This window comes from Rheinheimera riviphila, assembly GCF_004005945.1.
GTDB classification, from domain to species: domain Bacteria; phylum Pseudomonadota; class Gammaproteobacteria; order Enterobacterales; family Alteromonadaceae; genus Pararheinheimera; species Pararheinheimera riviphila.
Map to the genome: position 1 here is coordinate 1 of NZ_SACS01000026.1, position 19,335 is coordinate 19,335.

The window sequence follows — 19,335 nt, forward strand, 5'->3', positions numbered from 1 at the left end:
GAAAAATTCTATCTACCAGATAACTACGACATCGCCGACCGATTCAGACAGCATATGGCAGAATATGCTGTCCGATGGGCGGCTTAAGGTGGATAAATTCGTGGGGATCCCTCAGACTCTGACCCCGCAGTTAACAAATGGCGTTAGCCGATATTGTCACTCATCGTCATCAACGAAGCGTTACCGCCTGCTGCTGTGGTGTTGATGGTAACGGTTTTTTCGGTGATCAAACGGTGGATTAACCGCTCGTCGGCTGGGGTGGTGATGAGCGGCGAAATAGCGCCATCGCGGGCGGCAATCAGCTCACCGGTCAGCGCTTTTACCGCACTGCCAGCTTCAACAATAGCCGCAGCGATAATGCTGTTGCCAATCAGCGCTTTCAGTTTTGTCAGCTTCACCACCTGGAACAAGGCTGGTGCTAAACCGGCACTCAGCAGCACTTTACGACAAGCATCCGCTTCAGCTGCAAAGTGATCTTCCACCGCTACCACCACCGCATTACCGGTCGCCAGTGCCGTCATCAGACTTAACATCCAGTATTGGAAACAGGCGCTGTCATCACGTACTGCTGCTACGACACCACGGGCTTCCAGATGCAGTTGGTTTGATTCACCGGTTGGTCCTGGCAACGTAATAGGTGCCGCCAGTTGTTTTTCGATGTGATTCAATAGACCACGTGCTGATTCAATGACTTGGGGTAAATCCTGCTCTTGTTTCAGCACGATGCTGTTTGATGCCAGCTGTGCCAGGAACTGCCGGATCACTGAACTGCGTTTGGTGATATCCAGTTTTGCCCAGGCCGGTTGCGCTGTTGCGGCTTGTTGCAGCATGCTATTGACCGTGGTGTCGTGGCCGGAAGCGCCCAGTAACTGCTGACGTTTATCAGCAGCAAGTACGGCTTCTGTCACCTGCAGATTGTCTTTGACCAGTCGGGTTAAATAGAACGGACCGCCAGCTTTTGGACCGGTACCGGATAAACCACGGCCGCCGAATGGCTGCACGCCAACCACAGCGCCAATCAGGTTGCGGTTGATATAGATATTACCGGCTTTGACTTCACGCGCCACTTGCGCCGTTACTTCAGCGATGCGGCTATGCACGCCCATCGTCAGGCCGTAGCCAGTCGCGTTGATTTGCGCAATCACGTTATCCAGTTCATCGCCTTTAAAGCGGATGATATGCACCACCGGGCCAAACACTTCCCGTTCCAGCACGTTTAAGTTTTTGATTTCATATAACCGTGGCGCGAAGAAGAAATGGCCTTCGCCAGTCGGCGCTTTACAGGCGTAATGTAAAGTTGCTTTGCCTTCTAAATATTTGACGTGGTTATTCAGGCCAGTCAGGGCTTTTTGGTCGATGACCGGGCCGACGTCTGTGCTTAAAAAGGCCGGATCGCCGACATGCAATTCCTGCATCGCGCCCTTAATCATGGTGATGATTTTATCGGCCACATCTTCTTGCAGGAATAATACCCGCAGCGCAGAACAGCGTTGACCCGCGCTTTGGAAACCAGAAGACACCACATCATCAACCACTTGCTCCGGCAGTGCAGTGGAATCCACAATCATACAGTTCTGACCGCCGGTTTCAGCAATGAGCGGCACTGGCTCGCCGCCACGTTCGGCCAGTTTACGGGCAATCCAGCTACCGGTTTCAGTCGAACCGGTGAACATCACCGCCTGCACGCGCAGGTCTGGCACTATGTGCTCGCCGACAGAACGACCTGGTGCAATCACCAGTTCGACCACGCCAGCTGGCAGACCGACTTCACGCCATAATTCAATCGCACGTACTGCAATTAAACTGGTTTGTTCGGCAGGTTTGGCCACAACCGTATTACCGGCAGCAACAGCAGCACTGACCTGACCTAAGAAAATGGCTAGTGGGAAGTTCCAAGGGCTGATACACAGCACCACACCACGGCTTTGTTGCGGTGTTGTGGGTAGAGAAGCTCCGAACATTTCTTCAGCACGCGCAGCATAATAACGGCAGAAATCAACCGCTTCACGTACTTCGGCTACGCTGTCACCAACTGTTTTACCGGCTTCTTTGACACAAATGGCAATCAGCTCATCGCGGTTTGCTTCTAGTGCATCGGCCAGTTTGCGCAGGCTATTGGCGCGTTCCGTGACTGGTGTTGCAGTCCAGGCCGGGAAAGCAGCTTGAGCCCGATCCACTATGGCTTTCATTTCTTCAGGCGTGGCATGGACATGATAACCAATGATTTCATCATGATTGGCCGGGTTACAAACCGCTTTAGCACCGGCAACCGGTTCTTGCGCTGTGGCGCGGGTCAGCCAGTTGGTTAAGTTGGTGCGCAGTGGTGTTAAGGCATCAATTTCTGTTAAATCAATACCTTTAGAGTTTTTACGCTCACTGCCATATAAATTGGCCGATAATGGAATTTGGGTATTGCGGCGTTGTTTCCAGCTGCGCACCAGCTCCACTGGATCTTTCAGTAACGATTCCACCGGAATGTTTTCATCAACGATATTGTTCACAAATGAGCTATTTGCACCGTTTTCCAGCAGACGACGCACTAAGTACGCCAATAAATCTGAATGTTCACCGACCGGCGCATAAATCCGGCATGGCACTTTGTCGTCGCTAACCACTTGATCATAAAGCGCATCACCCATGCCGTGCAGGCGCTGGAATTCATAACCTTGGCGATCCGGCGCCATTTCTAAAATGGTGGCAACGCTATAGGCATTGTGAGTGGCGAACATTGGGTAAATGCTGTCGCGGTATTCCAGTAACTTGCGGGCACAGGCCTGGTAAGACACGTCAGTCGATGGTTTGCGGCTAAATACCGGGAAATCGTCGTGGCCTTCGGTCTGGCTGATTTTTACTTCAGTATCCCAGTACGCGCCTTTCACTAACCGTACCATCAGCTTGCGGCCAACTTTGACGGTCAGTTCGCGCAACCATTCGACTAAGTGGATACAACGTTTGGAATACGCCTGAATCGCCAGGCCAAAACCTTCCCAACCGGCTAAATCCGGATCAGAGAATACCGCTTCAATAATATCCATCGATAAATCTAAGCGATCAGCTTCTTCAGCATCAACGGTAAAGCTGATGTTGTAGCCTTTCGCAGCTAAAGCTAACTGTTTCAGTTTTGGCACTAATTCGTTCATCACCCGGTCGCGGTGCGAAAATTCATAGCGTGGGTGAATGGCAGAAAGTTTCACTGAAATGCCAGGGCTTTTAAACGGGCCACGGTTTTGCGCCGCTTTGCCGATGACGTTAATCGCCATCATATAACTTTGGAAATATCGCTCGGCATCGGCCATGGTGCGGGCGCCTTCGCCCAGCATGTCGTAAGAATAGGTAAAACCTTTGTTTTCCAGTTCAACCGCACGTTCTACCGCTTTGTCGATGGTGGTGCCCATCACAAACTGGGTGCCCATAATTTGCATGGCGTAACGTACTGCCTGGCGGATCACCGGCTCGCCCAAGCGGCCGCAGGTACGTTTTAATAAGCCAAATTGGTGTTTTTTCTGATCATCTGAATAGTTGACCAGCTTGCCGGTCAGTAATAAACCCCAGGCAGAGGCGTTGACGAATAACGATTCGCTATTGCCTAAATGCGAGCTCCAGTCGCCTTGCGCCAGCTTATCGCGAATAAGCTTGTCGGCAGTGTGGCTGTCAGGCACCCGCAGCAAGGCTTCGGCTAAACACATCAGCACCAGACCTTCTTCGGTCGATAAAGAGAATTCATTTAACAGTGCATCGACGCCACCTTTGCCCACTTGCGCCTGGCGGATATTAACCACCAACTGCCGCGCTTTTTCCCAGGCCCGCGAACGCGCCTGCACACCGACATCGGCCAGCGGCAACAGTAAATCTAAAACTTTATCTTCATCGGCGCGGTAGAAATCGCGCAGGGTTTGGCGAAGCGGGGTGGTTGCGGTCAGATTGCCGTCAAATAGCATAATAATTGTCCCGGTTGATACAGAAGTAAATGCTGCATTTTAGTGAAATGGCAGCCGTATTTGGTGGTTTAATTCCGGCTATAACCCTATATAATCTGGTTTAACTCTCACTAAACCAGAAAAAATACGGTATGACCCAAACTGATAAACCCAGAACACTCGACAGGATCGACCGCACAATTTTAGACACTCTGCAAAAGGACGGCCGGATTTCGAACGTGGAACTGGCAAAAAGAGTGAATTTAAGCGCCAGTCCGTGTATCGACCGGGTGCGCAAATTAGAACAAGACGGTTTTATTGAAGGCTACGGCGCCAAACTGAGCGCTTCAAAACTAGGCCTTGGCACTGCGGCATTTATTCAGGTGACTTTGGACAGGACCACTGGTGCGGTGTTTGACCAGTTCCGCGATGCGGTGGTGAATATTCCGGAAGTCGCTGAATGCCATATGGTGGCGGGCGGTTTTGATTATCTGCTGAAATTACGTTTATCGAGCATGGAAGCTTACCGCGCGGTGCTGGGGCGGATTGTCGATTTACCGGGTGTATTGCAAACCCACACTTATGTGGTGATTGAAAAAGTAAAACAGGATTCGGGTTTGCCGGTGTAGGGGGGGTGTAGCGTCGGCGTGTTTTAATGAATGTTCGACCGTAGGGCGTGACTCGCCGCAGGTAGTCCGCCATCAGGTAGGCTAGTGTCAAATCACCATCCGGCGCACTACCGCTGCCGCGGTGAGTGAGGCCCTACTATTTTGAGTGTAACGGCAGTCCGCCGAAAAGCATTTTTCGGTACGGAAAATCCTGTTTGTCGCTTGACGAGGGGGTATTGCCAACTATGTTGTATTTATCTACGGAACGGAAAATACAACAGTGGACCAGTTGCATGTACTGCCTTTTAGTCTGAATCAGCAACAGCTGGCGATCCCGCTGGCCGAGGTGGTCAAAGTGCTGCCGGCGCTACTCTGGACGCCGTTGCCTGGCGCGCCGGGCTCGGTCGATGGTGTGATCAATATTCAGGGCGTGCCGCTGGTGCAAATTAATCTGGCCCGCTGTTTTGGCTGGCCTGCACCACCGTTGCAGCTCTGGCGTCCGTTGTTGTGGCTGCAATTAAAACGGCGGCAAGTGTTAATTCCGGTGGACGCTGTGGCGCCGGTGTTCGCTGTTGACGGCGCTGTGCTGCTGAACAATGCCAATCCGCAAATCAACAGTAAATTACTCAAAGGGGTGATCTGTACTGACCATGGCATGTTGCTGATCCAGGATCTGGAGTTGCTATTGTCAGATGCCGATGAAAGCCTGCTGCAGGCTGCCTTGGCACAAGCTGCTGATCTGGTGCAACCATGAACAGGGCACAGCCATGAAAATACCAGCAGTCTGGCTGCAGCAGATTATCGAAAAAGCAGGGTTGCATTTTGGCTTGCTGTTTCAGCATGAACAAAATTCAGAGTTATACAGCCGGTTAAAATTGCGGGCGCAAGAGCTGCAGGTCGACGATGTTCCAGCCTGGATCCAGCACATCGCGCAGGCGGAATGGTCCGGCCCCTTGCAACAACAGTTGTTACCGGCATTCACCGTTGGCGAAAGCTATTTTTGCCGGGATCCCTTAGTGACACAGTGGCTTATTCAGCAGTGGTTGCCAACGATCCCAGCCGATCGCGACGCGCCAATCCGGATTTGGAGTGCCGGTTGTTGCCGCGGGGAAGAAGCCTACAGTTTGTTGTTTTTGTTGTCCGACGCGCTGCAATCCGCCGGGTTGCAGGCTGGTTTGACCATGGTTGCCACAGATTTAAATCCGGAGTTTATTGCCAAAGCGGAGCAGGGCATTTATCGCGCCGCATCGTTTCGCCATGGCAATGCGACCTTCCGACAACGTTATTTTTCTGCGCTACCAGACCATAACAGTTGGCAAGTGCAGCCGCAGTGGCGGGCCTTGATCAAATTTCAGACGCTGAACCTGATGGCCACACAGCCGCATCCGGCCGCGCCTTTTGAGTTAATTTTTTGCCGTAATGTGTTGATGTATTTCTCGCCAAAACAAGCCCAGCACAGCATCAGCCGATTTTTGCAGCAACTGACACCGGGTGGTTTGTTATTGCTCAACGCGGTTGAAGCCAGTATCGCGACCCAAGCTGGATACAGTGGTTTTTGGGCGGGTGATAACTATGCCGTGCCAGCGACCGCATTGGCTGCCAGAGAGTTGCAGCCAAAGGTTTTGGCCACCGATACTTCGCTTACTCTTTCTTTGCCTGCGACTTTTTCGTCAACAACTTTTTTGCCAGCTACGTCGCAAGTGACGTTGCCGCAAACGCCACCACCAAGCATTCCCAGGGCGCGGACAGAACCTGTACCAGCAAAGGCCGAGTACTATCTGCAGCAAGCTAAAACATCCGCCGATTTACAGCAGCCGGAACAGGCGCGCCACTGGTTGAGCCAACTGCTGACACTGACACCGGATTCGGTCGCGGGTTACTTATTGTCCGCTCAGCTGTACCGGCAACAGCAGCAGCCGCGACTGGCGATGCAAGCGCTGCAAAAAGTGCTTTATCTGGAACCGGATCTGGTCGTCGCGCACTTATTCAAAGCAACTTTAGCCAAGGAAATGGGTGATCCACAGATGGCGCTCAAACAGCTGCAGCTGTGCACGCAGTTGTTGCAGCATTATCCACCGGCATTGGACATCCCTTATAGCGATCAATTAAGTGCCGGTCAGTTGGATCTGATTTGCCAGCAACTGGTGGCGGAAATGTCTGAATGAATAAGGAAATGGCGTCATGACTGAACCGCAAATCCGCCAAGGCTTGGCCGCTACTGGCGGCGGATCCGATCCGCAGTCCGAGACTTTGACACGCGATGGATGGGCGCTTGATGAATTGGCGCCCGATACAGCGACGCTGGACAAGCTGCGGCAACGCACCAACGCCATGGCGCAGCTGCCCGCGCAGCAATGCTCACAAACAATTGAAGTCCTTCGATTTAATATTGGTACAGAGCGCTACGCCATCGAAAGTTGTTATGTCGAACAGGTGCTGCCCATTCAGCAGATCACGGCATTATTTGATTTACCGCCTTTTATGCGGGGCATTTGTTACGTGCGCGGCAAAGTGGTGTCGGTGCTGGATTTGCGGCTGTTGTTCCAACTGCCAGGCAGCGGTCTAAACGATCGCAATCTGTTGCTGGTGATCCGCTACCAGCAGATGGAATTTGGGTTGCTGGCGGACGCCATTGTTGGGATCCAACTGTTAGACCTCAGCGGGTTGCAACCAAGTTTGCCGAATCTGGACCCCATTCGAACTCGTTATTTGCAAGGTATTACCCGGGAGCAGGTGGTGCTGTTAGACGGCAAAGCTTTGCTGACCGATCCGGAATTAATTATTTGTCAGGGATCCCAATGATGAGCACTTATCTGTCGAGTTTAGGTATCGGAACTAAGTTAATGCTGGCATTTTTTGTGCTGATTGCCGCCTGTGGTGCCACCTTAACTCAGGGGCTGCATACCTTAGATGTGTATCAAACCGAGTTTGAGGCCTTTAACCGCCGCTTTCATCGCATCTCTGATATTAAAGAAATTAAAACCAATGTCGCGGTGTTGCATCAGTTGTTGCTGAAAGATATCGCGCAGCGACCGGAAAACGCGCAGGTAGCCGGGCAAAATTCCGGACTGCAAACCGTACCAAAGATGCAGGGTTTACTGGATGAAAACACCCTGATTATGCAACGGGTGCAGGAAACACAAGGCAATTTGCCGGAAGTCGCGGTGCTGATTATGCAGTTGCAGGAAGCCCGGGCGGCTCATCAACAGTTTTTTCAAAACGAAGTATTGCCGCTTGCAGGAGCTGGGCAACAGGACGCCCGCTGGTCACAGGTTTCTGCCACAGGTTCGCACCTCAACGACCAACTGGTGCAAAAAGTTGTCGCGTTGGAACGGTTGACTGAGCGGCTGATGCAGCAGTCTAAAGTGCAGGTTGAACAAGAGTTTGCCGCGCTGAAACAACGGTTATTTGAGTCTTCGTTGTGGATGGTCGGTATCGGCATTTTGTTAGCCTTTTTATTAAGCCGGCATATCGGCGCACCTTTAGCCCGGCTGGCGCTGCTGGCCGAGCAGATTGGCCGCGGTGAAATTCCAAAAGACGTCGCGGTTGGCCTGCGCCGCGATGAAGTGGGGCGCTTGACGATTGCTTTTGCCGCCATGAGTAATTATTTGCGCGAACTGGTGCTGGATTTAAACGAAAGTACATCGGTGCTCGCTGCATCCGGCGAGGAAATTCTGGCGGTGACCAATCAGGTGGCCACGAGTACCCAGGAAACTGCTACCGCGATTAGCGAAATTGTGACCACAGTTGCCGAGGTAAAGCAAACCGCCACCCTGTCCGGCACCAAATCGCAGGAGGTGATGGCAAGTGCCGAACTGACCAAACAGGAAACCCAACGCGGTCGTACCGCGGTGCAGGAAACTCTGACCAATATGGAGCAAATCTGTCAGCAAATGCAGTCAGTGGCTGACAGCATTGTGCGGCTCGGCGAGCAAAGTCAGGCGATTGGTGAAATTGTCGCTGCGGTGGGCGATTTGGCCGAACAATCCAATTTGTTGGGGGTGAATGCGTCGATTGAAGCAGTGAAAGCCGGTGATGCTGGTAAAGGCTTTTCGGTGGTAGCACAGGAAGTGAAAGCACTGGCGGATCAATCAAAACAGGCCACGGCACAGGTGCGGTCTATTCTGGGAGAAGTGCAACGCGCTTTAACCAAAACGGTGTTGCTGGCAGAGCAAAGCAGCAAAACGGTGGAATCGGGGTTTGAACGGGCGCGCCAGGCCGGGCAAGCCATTCAGACGTTAAGCGAGCGGATTGATGAAAATACCGGTATGGCGATGCACATCGCCGCCTGCAGCCAACAACAAAAAATTGGCATGGATCAAATCGCTCAGGCGATGGAAAGCATTCGGCAGGCCAGTCAGGATAATGTGCTCGGCGCCCGACAGGTGGATGTGGCGGCGCGTAGTCTGAATCAGCTGGGACTGAAACTGCAAAACATTGCGAAGAAGTTCCGGGTGTAGGGCCAAAGCCGTTATGGATCACCAAGCGCTGCAACAAATGCTACTCCTTAGTTTTCGCCAGGAAGCTGACGAAAGATTGCAGCTGCTTGCCGATCAGCTGGCGAGCCGGGCGGCCAACAACGCCGATCCAGTGCAGGTCGAAAATCTGTTTCGCGAAGTGCATAGTCTAAAAGGAGCGGCCCGCGCGGTTGGCCAGCGTGACACTGAGCAGCTCTGCCATCACTGGGAAAGTTTGTTGGCTGCCGCGCGCCGCACACCCGCGCTGTTACATGATCACAATATCGAATTATGCCGCCAGGCGTTGCACCTGCTACGGCTGCTCTGCAATTCACAACCAGTGCCGGTGGCGCAGCGGTTGCAAATGCAAGCTGATCTGGACGTTGCCGCGACTGGGCAGGACTGGCAACAGTCGCGCTCCGCTGCGGCTTTCACACAGGCGGCTTTTAATCAGGACACGCCTTTTAATCAGGATGCGACTTTTACCGAGAATATGCCTTTCGCCCCGGTGGCGCTGGCGGCTGCCGATAGCGGCCGGATCCGGGTCAGCAATCAGCATTTAACCAGCTTATTGCTGTTGACCGAAACTTTACAGCAGCTGCATCTGGAGACCGCCGAGCAGCAACGTCAGCTGAAACAGCTGGTGCAGGACAGTGCGGTGTTATGCAAGCTGCAACAACAAACCCGGCTGTATGAGCGCCAGTTGCGGCTGTTGCTGGAGCCGCTTTCGGCCACGCAACAAGAACCCTTGCACAAAATGCTGCAGTATCTGGAGGCCAGCGGCAGTGGTCTGGATCAGTTATGGCACGGTAGTCAGCGCCTGCAGCGACATGCGGCGCGGTTATCGGCCGGGTTAGCGCAGTTGTCCGAAAACATGCACAGCGAAATGCAAGCGGTGTTGTTGGTCGAAGGGCAAACCCTGTTCAGCGGTCTGGCGGCGATGAGCCAGGATTTGGCGCAGCAAACCGGCAAGCAAGTCCAATTCTCTGCTACAGACCAACAGTTGCAGCTTGATAAACGTATTGTCGATGAACTCAAACCGGTGCTGCAGCACTTGATCCGAAACGCGGTCGATCATGGCATCGAAACCCCGGAGCAGCGGCAGTTCGCGGGAAAAGCCGCTTTCGGTCAGCTCACGCTGAGCTTAAGCCAGTCTGCGTCGGACAAATTTGAACTGAAGCTAACTGACGATGGCCGGGGCATTGACCTGCCGGGTTTAAAACAGCGGGCGCTGGCCGCGGGGCTAGGCACTGCTGAGCAGCTGGATACGCTGTCCGACGAAGAGGCATTACAGCTGGTGTTTCAAAGTGGTTTATCGACCAGCGCCATGCTGACCGAAATTTCCGGCCGTGGGCTTGGTATGGCCATAGTGCAAGACATTGTAGAGCGGTTGGCTGGTCAATTGAGTTTACAGTCGGTGCCAGGCCAGGGGCTGACAATTTCGATGTTATTGCCGAGCAGTGTGTCAACGTTCCGGGCTTTACTGGTGCGTTGCAACGACCGGACGCTGGCGCTGCCGCTGTTTGCGGTGGAATCCTGTTTACGGCTGGACAGCAGCGCGGTGCAATACACTCAAAACCGCGCCACGCTGTTGGTTGAAGCGCGGGTACTGGCGTTGTGGCGGTTAGCCGACATTTTGCAGCTGCCACCGGCTGCTGCATCGGCGTCGCCATCCACGTCGCAGTCCTCGCCAACAGCGCCAACGGCCGACCAGCAGCATGTTGTGTTGATGAAAGTACGCGGCGAATCTTTTGCATTGTTGATTGATGAATTGCTGGGCGATCAAGACATTACCGTCAAATCACTGGGGCCGCAGCTGAAAAAAGCGCCTTGTGTGTTTGGCGCAACTTTGCTCGGCGATGGCCAGTTGATCCCGATTTTAGATCCGCTGCCTTTGTACCAAAAAGCACGGCAGCTGCAAAGTGGTGCGCCCGCGGCGGAAGAGCCCGTCCGGCAGCAAATCCGCATTTTGGTGGCGGATGATTCATTTACCTCGCGGGCGTTACTCAAATCGATTCTGGAAACTGCAGGTTACGCTGTGACCACCGCCAACGACGGCCAGGAAGCCTGGGATCTGCTGCAACAACAGCATATTGAAGTGCTGGTTTCGGATGTCGAAATGCCAAAACTGGATGGCTTTCATTTAACCCTGAAAATCCGGCATCACCCAAAGCTCGAAAATTTACCGATTATTTTGGTCACTGCCTTACACAGTGCCGAGGATCGGCAGCGTGGGTTGGACGTTGGCGCCAATGCTTATCTGGTGAAAAGTGGGTTTGAGCAAGAGAGTTTATTAGACAGTATCCGGCGCCTGGTTTATACCCTTCATCCTTGAAGATTCGGGGTTGTTGGCCGCCTTCGCTCACCCCAGTCACATAGGACTACTATGCTCCTGGGGATTCGTTCAGTTGCCGCCTACCCGAATCGTCAATGATTTTGGGTATAGCGGCAGCTTTTAACCTGATGAACCTTTTAACCTGATTAACCTTTTACCTGATTAATAAGGAACAGGCAGATGCAAATTTTAGTGGTTGATGATTCGGCAGTCGCCAGATTATTACTGAGCAGCATTTTTGTGGCGGCCGGGCATCAGGTATTACAGGCCAAAGACGGTTATGAGGCGCTGGCCCTATTGCAGAAACAACAGCCGGACATCGTGACGATGGACGTGCATATGCCTGGGCTCAACGGTTTTCAGACCATCGTGCTGATGCTGGAGCAGTATGCGCTGCCGGTAATTGTGCTCACCGCGGACGCCAACGCCAAATCAGCTTCAACGGCCATTCAGGCGTTGGCCTGCGGTGCTTTGGCGGTGCTGGAAAAACCAACCGGGCCCACTGATCCAGAGTTTTCCGCCAAAGCCGCCGAGTTGTTGCAAGTGGTGCAACTGATGGCGCAGGTGCAGGTGGTGAAACGCTCGGCGCCAGCCAACGTAGCAGCGCCGTCGTCTGCAATACAGGCCGCTTTACCGCCTGTATTGCCACAGCACTCCGCCTTGCCACAAACCCCGGCGTTGCTGGCGATAGCGGCATCGGCGGGTGGTCCGGCGGCGCTGAAGTTGCTGTTGCCACTGCTCGACAACAATATTTCCTGGCCGGTGCTGCTAGTGCAGCATATTACCCATGGTTTTTTAGACAGTTTTACCGACTGGTTGCGGCAAATCTCGAAGCTGCCGGTACATGTTGCCAGGCAAGGCCAGACGCTGCTTGGCGGCAATATCTATCTGCCGCCGGATGGTTTTCATCTGGAATGTGACGCGGCGCGCAATATCAGATTGCTCAAAGCCCATGCCGACGATTTATGTGTGCCTTCGGCCAACCGGTTATTTTTGTCGTTGGCGCAACATCATCCGACGCAGGTGGTGGCAGTGCAGCTGTCCGGAATGGGGCTGGATGGTGCGAACGGTATCAAGGCGATTGTCGAAGCCGGTGGCATGGGGCTGGTGCAGGATCCGGCCACGGCGCTGATTGACTCGATGCCCAAGGCGGCGCTACAGCTGTGCAAGCCACAGTATGTCGAAAGCCCGCAAAACCTGGCCTGGTATATCAATTCCCTGTTAAGTCGCAGTCAGCCGCAGCAACGGTCACGTAAGTAAGGAGACGCCAGTATGTTCAGTGAAGCGAATATCCTGATTGTGGAAGACAGTGCCACCCAGGCCGCCGAATTACAGTTTTTACTGGAAAACGCCGGTTGCACGGTCTGGGTCGCTAAAGATGGGCAGGAAGCGCTGGAGATTTTGCAGCAGCGGATCCCAACGGTGATCGTCAGCGATATCCTGATGCCAAAAATGGATGGCTATCAGCTGTGTCATCAGATTAAACAAGATCAACGAACCCGCCATATTCCGGTGATTTTGGTCACCGGGCTGGCAGACCCACGGGATGTGGTGCACGGCCTGGCCTGTGGTGCCGACAATTTTATTGTCAAACCTTATGCGCAGCATTATTTGTTGTCGCGCATTCGTTATTTTTTAGTCAATCATGAGCTGCGGGCGCATGAACGGGTACAAATGGGTGTTGAAGTGATGCTGGAAGGCGAACGGCATTTTATCACCGCGAGCCGCCAGCAAATCCTGGATTTGTTGATTTCAACTTACGAGCAAGGGGTGCGGATCAATCAGGAATTACGCGCAAAACACGATGAGTTGGCGCGCTCCAATGCCTGGCTGCATTCGTTATTTCACTTTACCAGCGGCATGACCGGCCAACAGAACGAACAGGATCTGATCACCGAGGCCTTGCAGCGGGTGCTGGAGTTTCCGGACGTCAGCGCCAGCTGGTTGTTAACCCCGGATAAAAATCAGCCGCAGACCTTGCTGCTGGCCGGTCAGATTGGGTTGACGAGCTTGTTTAATCAGGGCACGAACCTTGACTGTGTTAATGATTGCGTCTGTCACCATGCGTTATTTCGCGATCGTATCCAGCATCCGATCGACATTCCGGCTTGTCCGTTACTGGCCAAAAGTATCGGTCCCCATTCGCACGCCAGTATCCCGTTGCTGATTGGCGGCGAAACCATTGGTTTACTGAATGTGGTGCAGCAGAGCAGTCAGCCCTGGTCGGCAGCAGCGCTGGATGCACTGGCGTCGTTAGGCCGTCAGCTGGCGATGGCACTGAGTAAAACCCGGTTGTTCAATAGCATGGAACTGCTGGTCGAGGAGCGCACCAAGGCGCTGGCCAATAGCGAATCGATGCTGCGAAATGTGCTGGATAATTTGCCGGTGGCGGTGCTGGTGGCCGATCAGTTTGGTGAACCGATGATCAGCAATCAGGAGTACCAGCTGATTGCCGACGCTACTTTGCTGCAAAGCCTTTCTGCGACGGGGCAACCTGAGCCGCCCACGGTCGCCGCAGAGTTGTACGGCGCCAGCCGCTTGAGCGCAGGCGATTGGTTGTTGCATCAGACCTTGCAGCAACAAAAAGTCTGCCGCAATATTTTATTGGATGTCCAAACCGGGTCGCAGCAAATCCGCACCCTGCTCAGTTCAGCCGTCCCTTTGTACCATAAACACCATCAGTTACAAGGCGCTATTGCGGTGATGCAGGATATGACGGCGCAGCGGCAGCAGGACGTGCAGATGCGTATCCGCACCAGCGCGATTGAAGCCAGTGTGGATGCCATTGTGATTGCCGACAACAGCAGTGCTGATCTGCCGATCATCTATGTCAATCCGGCTTTTGAACAGATGACCGGCTATACCGCGCTGGAAGTTGTTGGCAAGAACTGTCGTTTGTTGCAAGGGCCAGCACAGGATCAGCCAGGGCTGGATCTGATCCGGCGTTTGCTGAAAAACCATGAACATGGCAAAGCAGAACTGCTGAACTTTCGCAAAGACGGTTCGGCTTTCTGGAATGAGCTCACCTTGGCGCCGGTGGTTAATGATCGGGGCCAGACCAGTCATTTTGTTGGCATTTTGCGCGACATTACCCAAAGCAAAACCTATCAGCAGGAGCTGGAGCATCAGGCCAACTTCGATAGTCTGACCGGCTTGCCTAACCGCAATTTGCTAAACGATAGGCTGCAACAAGCGATGACGTTTGCCAAACGTCACGACCACGAATTTACGCTGGCATTTTTAGATATTGATAACTTTAAACTGGTGAACGACAGTCTTGGCCATGAAGCCGGCGATGAATTATTGCAACAAATTGCCAGGCGGATTGTGCTGCAGCTGCGGGATACCGATACCGTGGCGCGGCTTGGTGGTGATGAGTTTGTGATTTTATTAACCGACGATATGCCACTCGCCAGCCATGTCCGGAAACTGGAGAAGTTAAAGCAGCAACTGATTGCGCCGCTGACGATTGCCGGGCAAGAGATGGTGGTCAGTTTCAGTATGGGGGTGTGTCGTTATCCGCTGGACGGGGATTCCAGCGTCACGTTATTGCGCAACGGCGACACCGCCATGTATGAAGCCAAGCATCTGGGCCGCAACCGGATCTGTATGTTTAAGCCGGAAATGAATGTGCTGGTGCAACAGCGCTTGCAAATGGAACAGGCGATCCGGCAAGGTTTAATCAATCAGGAGTTTCTGGTGGTTTACCAGCCGCAAGCGAATGTAACGACCGGCCAGCTCTGTGGGCTGGAAGCGTTGGTGCGTTGGCAGCACAACCAGCAAATGATTGCGCCGGATGCGTTTATTTCGATTGCTGAACAATGTGGCCTGATCACCGAACTGGATTTTTACGTGTTTGCATCGGTGTGCCGGCAAATCAGCCACTGGCATGCTGAATTAACAGATGTGGCTATCGCGGTCAATTTTTCGGCATTAAGTTTTATGGACGCACAGTTTGTGGTCCGTATTCACGCCATCATGGCGCAATATCAGATCAGGGGTGACCAGGTAAAAATTGAAATGACCGAAAGTACCCTGATGCATGATGCCAATGAATCTTTGCTCAAAATGCAGCAACTGCGCGCCGTCGGTATTCATTTTTCGATTGACGATTTTGGCACCGGCTATTCGTCTTTGGCCTATTTAAAGCGCTTTCCGTTTAGTGAGCTGAAAATTGACCGCAGCTTTATCAACGATGTGTGTACCGATCCGGACAGTGCCGCTTTGGTGCGCTCGATGATTTCAATGGGGCACAACCTTGGCATCAGCGTGATTGCCGAAGGGGTGGAAACGGCAGCGCAGCTAGGCTTTTTAGCCAAAGCGGGCTGCGACGACATTCAGGGTTATTTTTACGCCAGACCGCTCAGCGTTGAAGTTTGCTGGGAAAAGTTACAGCATAAAAACACGGCTTTATTGCTGCCGGTGACCGGGTTGTCCTGCTGATGCTGCATGATGCGGTATCAGTGGAGTTAAGTGCGGTAATTCGGGACTTAAGCGCCTGGCATTGCTTTTTTGTGATTCCTTTTCCACACTGAAAAGTCACTTCTATCTGCGATCTCCGCTTGTTGGGTGATCGCCGCAGTTACGGTCTTGGAGCATTCTCCGGCAAGGACCCATGCCAGAACAATTCGAACGGGGAGGCGGGCATGGTTCTGTTACAGCGATTTTTACGCACCTTGTACAGCAGCTGCTGTCGTCACATGTTCACCTTTATCAAAGGGTTTAGTTGTTTGCTGTTTTTCAGCATGAAGTCGGCAGTTGCCGCCCCCCTTCCTGAATTTGGTTTACCACCGATCAAAGTTTATTTAGCTGCGGATTATCAGGCTCATCGGCAGAACTGGGCCGTTACCCAAACGGCAGATGGATTGATCTATGTCGGCAATGAAGGGGGGCTGCTGGAGTTTGACGGTTTGCGCTGGCGGCTAATCCCGCTACCTAATAATTCACAGGTACGGGCGCTGGCGGTTGATCCGACCAGCGGCCGGGTTTACGTCGGTGCAGTGAACGAAATCGGTTATCTGACGCCAGATGCCGCAGGTTTATTGCAATATCAGTCTTTGCTGCCGCAATTGCCACCAGACCAACGTGCCTTTTCCAGCGTCTGGCATTGTCATGCCAATCACCGCGGTGTGTTTTTTACAACGAGTGGCCGTTTGTTCCGCTTTGGCCCGGATGGTTTGAAAAGTTGGCCGTCGCAGCAACAGTTTGTACATAGTGTGGTGATTGGTGAGCGGTTTTTCCTGCGGGATGAAGGCGTAGGTCTGCTGGAACAAGCAGGCGACATGCTGCAGTTGGTGCCTGATGGGGCTGTTTTTGCCGAAAAACGGATATCAGTGATGGTGGCATGGCCGGGTCAGGATGACTTACTGGCGGTCAGCCGGACTTTGGGCTTTATGCGTTACAACGGTCAGAAATTCAGTCGCTGGCCGACCGACATTGACAATGAGTTGCTAACCAAAGCTGTGTATAGCGCTTGGCCTTTGATGGATGGTCGGTTGGCAGTCGGAATGCTGCAAGGCGGTATGTACATTCTGGATAAAAACGGCCGCAATGTTGGCCAACTCAACCGCCAGACCGGACTGCCAGACAACAGCATGTTTAAACTGATGCAGGATCGGGAACAAGGTTTGTGGATTGCCACCAATACCGGGTTGGCCCGTGCCCAGTTTGGTCAGACTTTCAGCCGGTTTGATTTGACCCATGGTCTTGATGGCAGTGTGTATTCGATGCTGCGACACCAGGGGCTGATGTATGTCGGGACTTCGCAAGGACTGTATCGGTTATCGCCGGGGCCGATTCCAAAATTTGAGGTTGTGGCGGGCTTGACTGGCAGTGTCTGGGCCTTGCAGCAATATCAGGATCAACTGTTGATTGCCAATGACGCTGGTGTTTACCGGCTGGGGCCGACCGGTGCTGAATTGCTGTACAAATGTGACATTGCAAATAATTTCTTGCTGTTGCCAGGTTCGCAGCCATTATTGCTGGTTGCCGAACTCAATGGCATCGCCCTGTTAAAGCCGGATGGACAACATTGGCAAGCTGTCGGCAAAATTGCCGGTGTCGACGAAAGTATTAACGGCATGATGCGCGATGCCAACGGTGTGGTGTGGTTGTCCAGTCGTGATAAACCTTTGTTACTGCGACTGCATGCGCCCGACGATCATTGGGTCCAAGGCAAGATTGATATCCGGCGCCACGAAATAAGCACCAATCTGCCTGATGTGGGGATCAACTGGCTGGCAGACCTTCAAGGCCAGATGCGTGTTATGTATCGCAACAGTCTATACCAGCTTGATGAAGCAAATAATCAACTGATACCAGATCCGCGTTTTCAACAGTTGTTTATCCAGGGGGATTTCAGCATCGTTGCGGTCGGTAATACCGCGGATGGTCAATGGTTGTTGGCGCAGCAGCAGTCGAACCAACATCTGATATTGGGCCAGACGATACTGCAGCCTGACGGCAGTTATCGCTGGCAGGCATTGCAGGACACGGGCAGTCGCGCGCACAGCGGTTTGTACCGAGAAGCAAATGGCCGGTTTTGGCTCGGCACGACTGAACTTTATCAATGGGATCTGACAGTGCCGGCTGCATCGGGGGTGCCATTTGATTTATTGCTGCGTAAAGTGCTGGCTGCTGATGGGCACGTACTGCGCCATGCCTCAGCTATCGGTGATCCGGTGTTATCGCTGGATTATCAACAAAACAAATTGCGGTTTGAATTCGCCGCCACTAGCTATCTGGGCCAAAACCAATATGCGGTCTGGCTGGACGGTGTGGATAAAGGCTGGTCGGAATGGAGCAATGAAGCCTTTGCCAATTACAACAGTTTATGGGAAGGCCGGTATGTGCTGAACGTCAAAGCGCGTAATGCGGCGGGTGTGGAAGTGCAGATGGATCCGTTGGCGTTTCAGATTGCGCCGCCTTGGTTTCGTGCCCCCTTGATGTATTTAAGTTATCTGCTGGCGTTGTTTTTATTGATTAACCGCTGGTATCGCTGGCGCACCCAACGGCTGCGTCAGGAAGCTTTGGCGCTGGAGCATATGGTCGAGAAGCGTACTGAACAACTGTCCGAGGCAAAAATTCAGGTTGAACATACAGTGGAGGAGCTGCAACACACCTTAACTTCGCTCAAATCGACCCAGCGCCAGTTAGTCCGTTCCGAAAAAATGGCGGCACTGGGCCAGTTAGTGGCCGGTGTGGCGCATGAGGTGAATACGCCGCTTGGCGTGGCGCTGACCGGCAGCAGCTTTTTACGCGAAAGCACCGAAGCTTTGGCCAGCACCTTAAGCACCGGCCAGTTGCGTAAACAGGACTTAGATAACTTCTTAGGCTCGGCGCTTGAAAGTTCACAGTTAATTGAACGCAATTTGCACCGCGCGGCTAATTTAATCAGTAATTTCAAACAAGTGTCAGTGGACAGAACCAGTGGCGACCGGCGTCAGTTTGAGCTGAAAAGCTTTTTGGTGGAAGTAGAGCAAAGTCTGGTGACCTTGTGGCGGCAACGGCCGCTGCAGTTTACTGTCGCTTGCCCGGCCGGTATTGCGATGGATAGTTATCCCGGTACTTTAAGCCAGGTGATTACCATTTTGGCGCAAAACTCGTTATTGCATGCTTTTGCGCCGGATCAAGCGGGGCAGATGTGGTTAATCGTGCGCTTGCTCGAAAACGAGACTGCAGACCAGCCAGCGCAAATAGAATTGACGTTCGCCGACAATGGCAAAGGCATTCCGGCCGCGGATCTGGACAAAGTGTTTGAGCCCTTTTTCACTACCAAACGCGCCCAGGGCGGCACCGGCCTGGGTTTGCATATTTTATTTAATCTGGTGACTGAAAGGTTGGGAGGGACTGTTTATGTGGAGACTATGCAAAATGGCAGCTCTCAGCATGACGGCGCTCAGAATGGCAGCTCTCAAAAGGATGGCCTAGCGTCGCAACAAGGCTGTCGTTTTATGCTGGTGTTACCGATGGTCGCGCCCAAAGTTTAACGGCGACACAAAACCGTCAGGGTGCACGCT

The 19,335-nt window shown here is 53.0% G+C and carries 10 protein-coding genes; 9 read left to right on the forward strand and 1 reads right to left on the reverse strand.

Annotated elements, in window-relative coordinates; translation table 11 throughout:
• Nucleotides 1-143: 143 nt before the first annotated feature.
• Nucleotides 144-3,938, reverse strand: a complete 3,795-nt coding sequence (gene putA, locus EOE67_RS17995) for a bifunctional proline dehydrogenase/L-glutamate gamma-semialdehyde dehydrogenase PutA (RefSeq protein ID WP_127700718.1) — start codon at nucleotides 3,936-3,938, stop codon at nucleotides 144-146.
• 131 nt (nucleotides 3,939-4,069) lie between these two features.
• Here putA and EOE67_RS18000 point away from each other — a divergent pair, with 131 nt between their 5' ends.
• From EOE67_RS18000 to EOE67_RS18040, 9 genes are all read left to right on the forward strand, one after another.
• Entirely contained in the window at nucleotides 4,070-4,546 is a 477-nt protein-coding gene (locus tag EOE67_RS18000) for an Lrp/AsnC ligand binding domain-containing protein (protein ID WP_127700719.1), read from the forward strand.
• Nucleotides 4,547-4,805: 259 nt separating this feature from the next.
• On the forward strand, nucleotides 4,806-5,279 hold the full coding sequence (locus tag EOE67_RS18005) for a chemotaxis protein CheW (protein ID WP_164852426.1): 474 nt from the start codon (nucleotides 4,806-4,808) through the stop codon (nucleotides 5,277-5,279).
• 13 nt (nucleotides 5,280-5,292) lie between these two features.
• The gene (locus EOE67_RS18010; RefSeq protein WP_164852427.1) at nucleotides 5,293-6,690 is read left to right on the forward strand and encodes a CheR family methyltransferase; all 1,398 of its coding nucleotides are present in this window, start codon (nucleotides 5,293-5,295) and stop codon (nucleotides 6,688-6,690) included.
• Between the two features lie 16 nt (nucleotides 6,691-6,706).
• A complete protein-coding gene (locus EOE67_RS18015) occupies nucleotides 6,707-7,327 on the forward strand; it encodes a chemotaxis protein CheW (RefSeq protein ID WP_127700722.1) in 621 nt (206 codons plus the stop codon).
• The gene (locus tag EOE67_RS18020) at nucleotides 7,327-8,985 is read left to right on the forward strand and encodes a methyl-accepting chemotaxis protein (protein WP_206099660.1); all 1,659 of its coding nucleotides are present in this window, start codon (nucleotides 7,327-7,329) and stop codon (nucleotides 8,983-8,985) included. The genes EOE67_RS18015 and EOE67_RS18020 overlap by 1 nt, the downstream gene beginning before the upstream one ends.
• 13 nt (nucleotides 8,986-8,998) lie before the next feature.
• Nucleotides 8,999-11,317 carry a hybrid sensor histidine kinase/response regulator gene (locus EOE67_RS18025; RefSeq protein WP_127700723.1) on the forward strand — a complete coding sequence of 773 codons (2,319 nt, stop codon included), beginning with the start codon at nucleotides 8,999-9,001 and terminating at the stop codon, nucleotides 11,315-11,317.
• 180 nt (nucleotides 11,318-11,497) lie between these two features.
• Nucleotides 11,498-12,577, forward strand: a complete 1,080-nt coding sequence (locus tag EOE67_RS18030; RefSeq protein WP_127700724.1) for a chemotaxis protein CheB — start codon at nucleotides 11,498-11,500, stop codon at nucleotides 12,575-12,577.
• A 12-nt stretch (nucleotides 12,578-12,589) separates the two neighbouring features.
• A complete protein-coding gene (locus EOE67_RS18035) occupies nucleotides 12,590-15,760 on the forward strand; it encodes an EAL domain-containing protein (protein ID WP_127700725.1) in 3,171 nt (1,056 codons plus the stop codon).
• Between the two features lie 203 nt (nucleotides 15,761-15,963).
• Complete coding sequence (locus EOE67_RS18040) at nucleotides 15,964-19,305, forward strand: sensor histidine kinase (protein WP_127700726.1); 3,342 nt, start codon at nucleotides 15,964-15,966, stop codon at nucleotides 19,303-19,305.
• Nucleotides 19,306-19,335 lie beyond the last annotated feature (30 nt).

Excerpts from the sequence above, each read along its gene's own strand:
- putA (WP_127700718.1), bottom strand. The coding sequence starts at position 3,938 with ATGCTATTTGACGGCAATCTGACCGCAACCACCCCGCTTCGCCAAACC.
- EOE67_RS18000 (WP_127700719.1), top strand. The coding sequence starts at position 4,070 with ATGACCCAAACTGATAAACCCAGAACACTCGACAGGATCGACCGCACA.
- EOE67_RS18010 (WP_164852427.1), top strand. The coding sequence starts at position 5,293 with ATGAAAATACCAGCAGTCTGGCTGCAGCAGATTATCGAAAAAGCAGGG.
- EOE67_RS18015 (WP_127700722.1), top strand. The coding sequence starts at position 6,707 with ATGACTGAACCGCAAATCCGCCAAGGCTTGGCCGCTACTGGCGGCGGA.
- EOE67_RS18020 (WP_206099660.1), top strand. The coding sequence starts at position 7,327 with ATGAGCACTTATCTGTCGAGTTTAGGTATCGGAACTAAGTTAATGCTG.
- EOE67_RS18025 (WP_127700723.1), top strand. The coding sequence starts at position 8,999 with ATGGATCACCAAGCGCTGCAACAAATGCTACTCCTTAGTTTTCGCCAG.
- EOE67_RS18030 (WP_127700724.1), top strand. The coding sequence starts at position 11,498 with ATGCAAATTTTAGTGGTTGATGATTCGGCAGTCGCCAGATTATTACTG.
- EOE67_RS18035 (WP_127700725.1), top strand. The coding sequence starts at position 12,590 with ATGTTCAGTGAAGCGAATATCCTGATTGTGGAAGACAGTGCCACCCAG.
- EOE67_RS18040 (WP_127700726.1), top strand. The coding sequence starts at position 15,964 with ATGGTTCTGTTACAGCGATTTTTACGCACCTTGTACAGCAGCTGCTGT.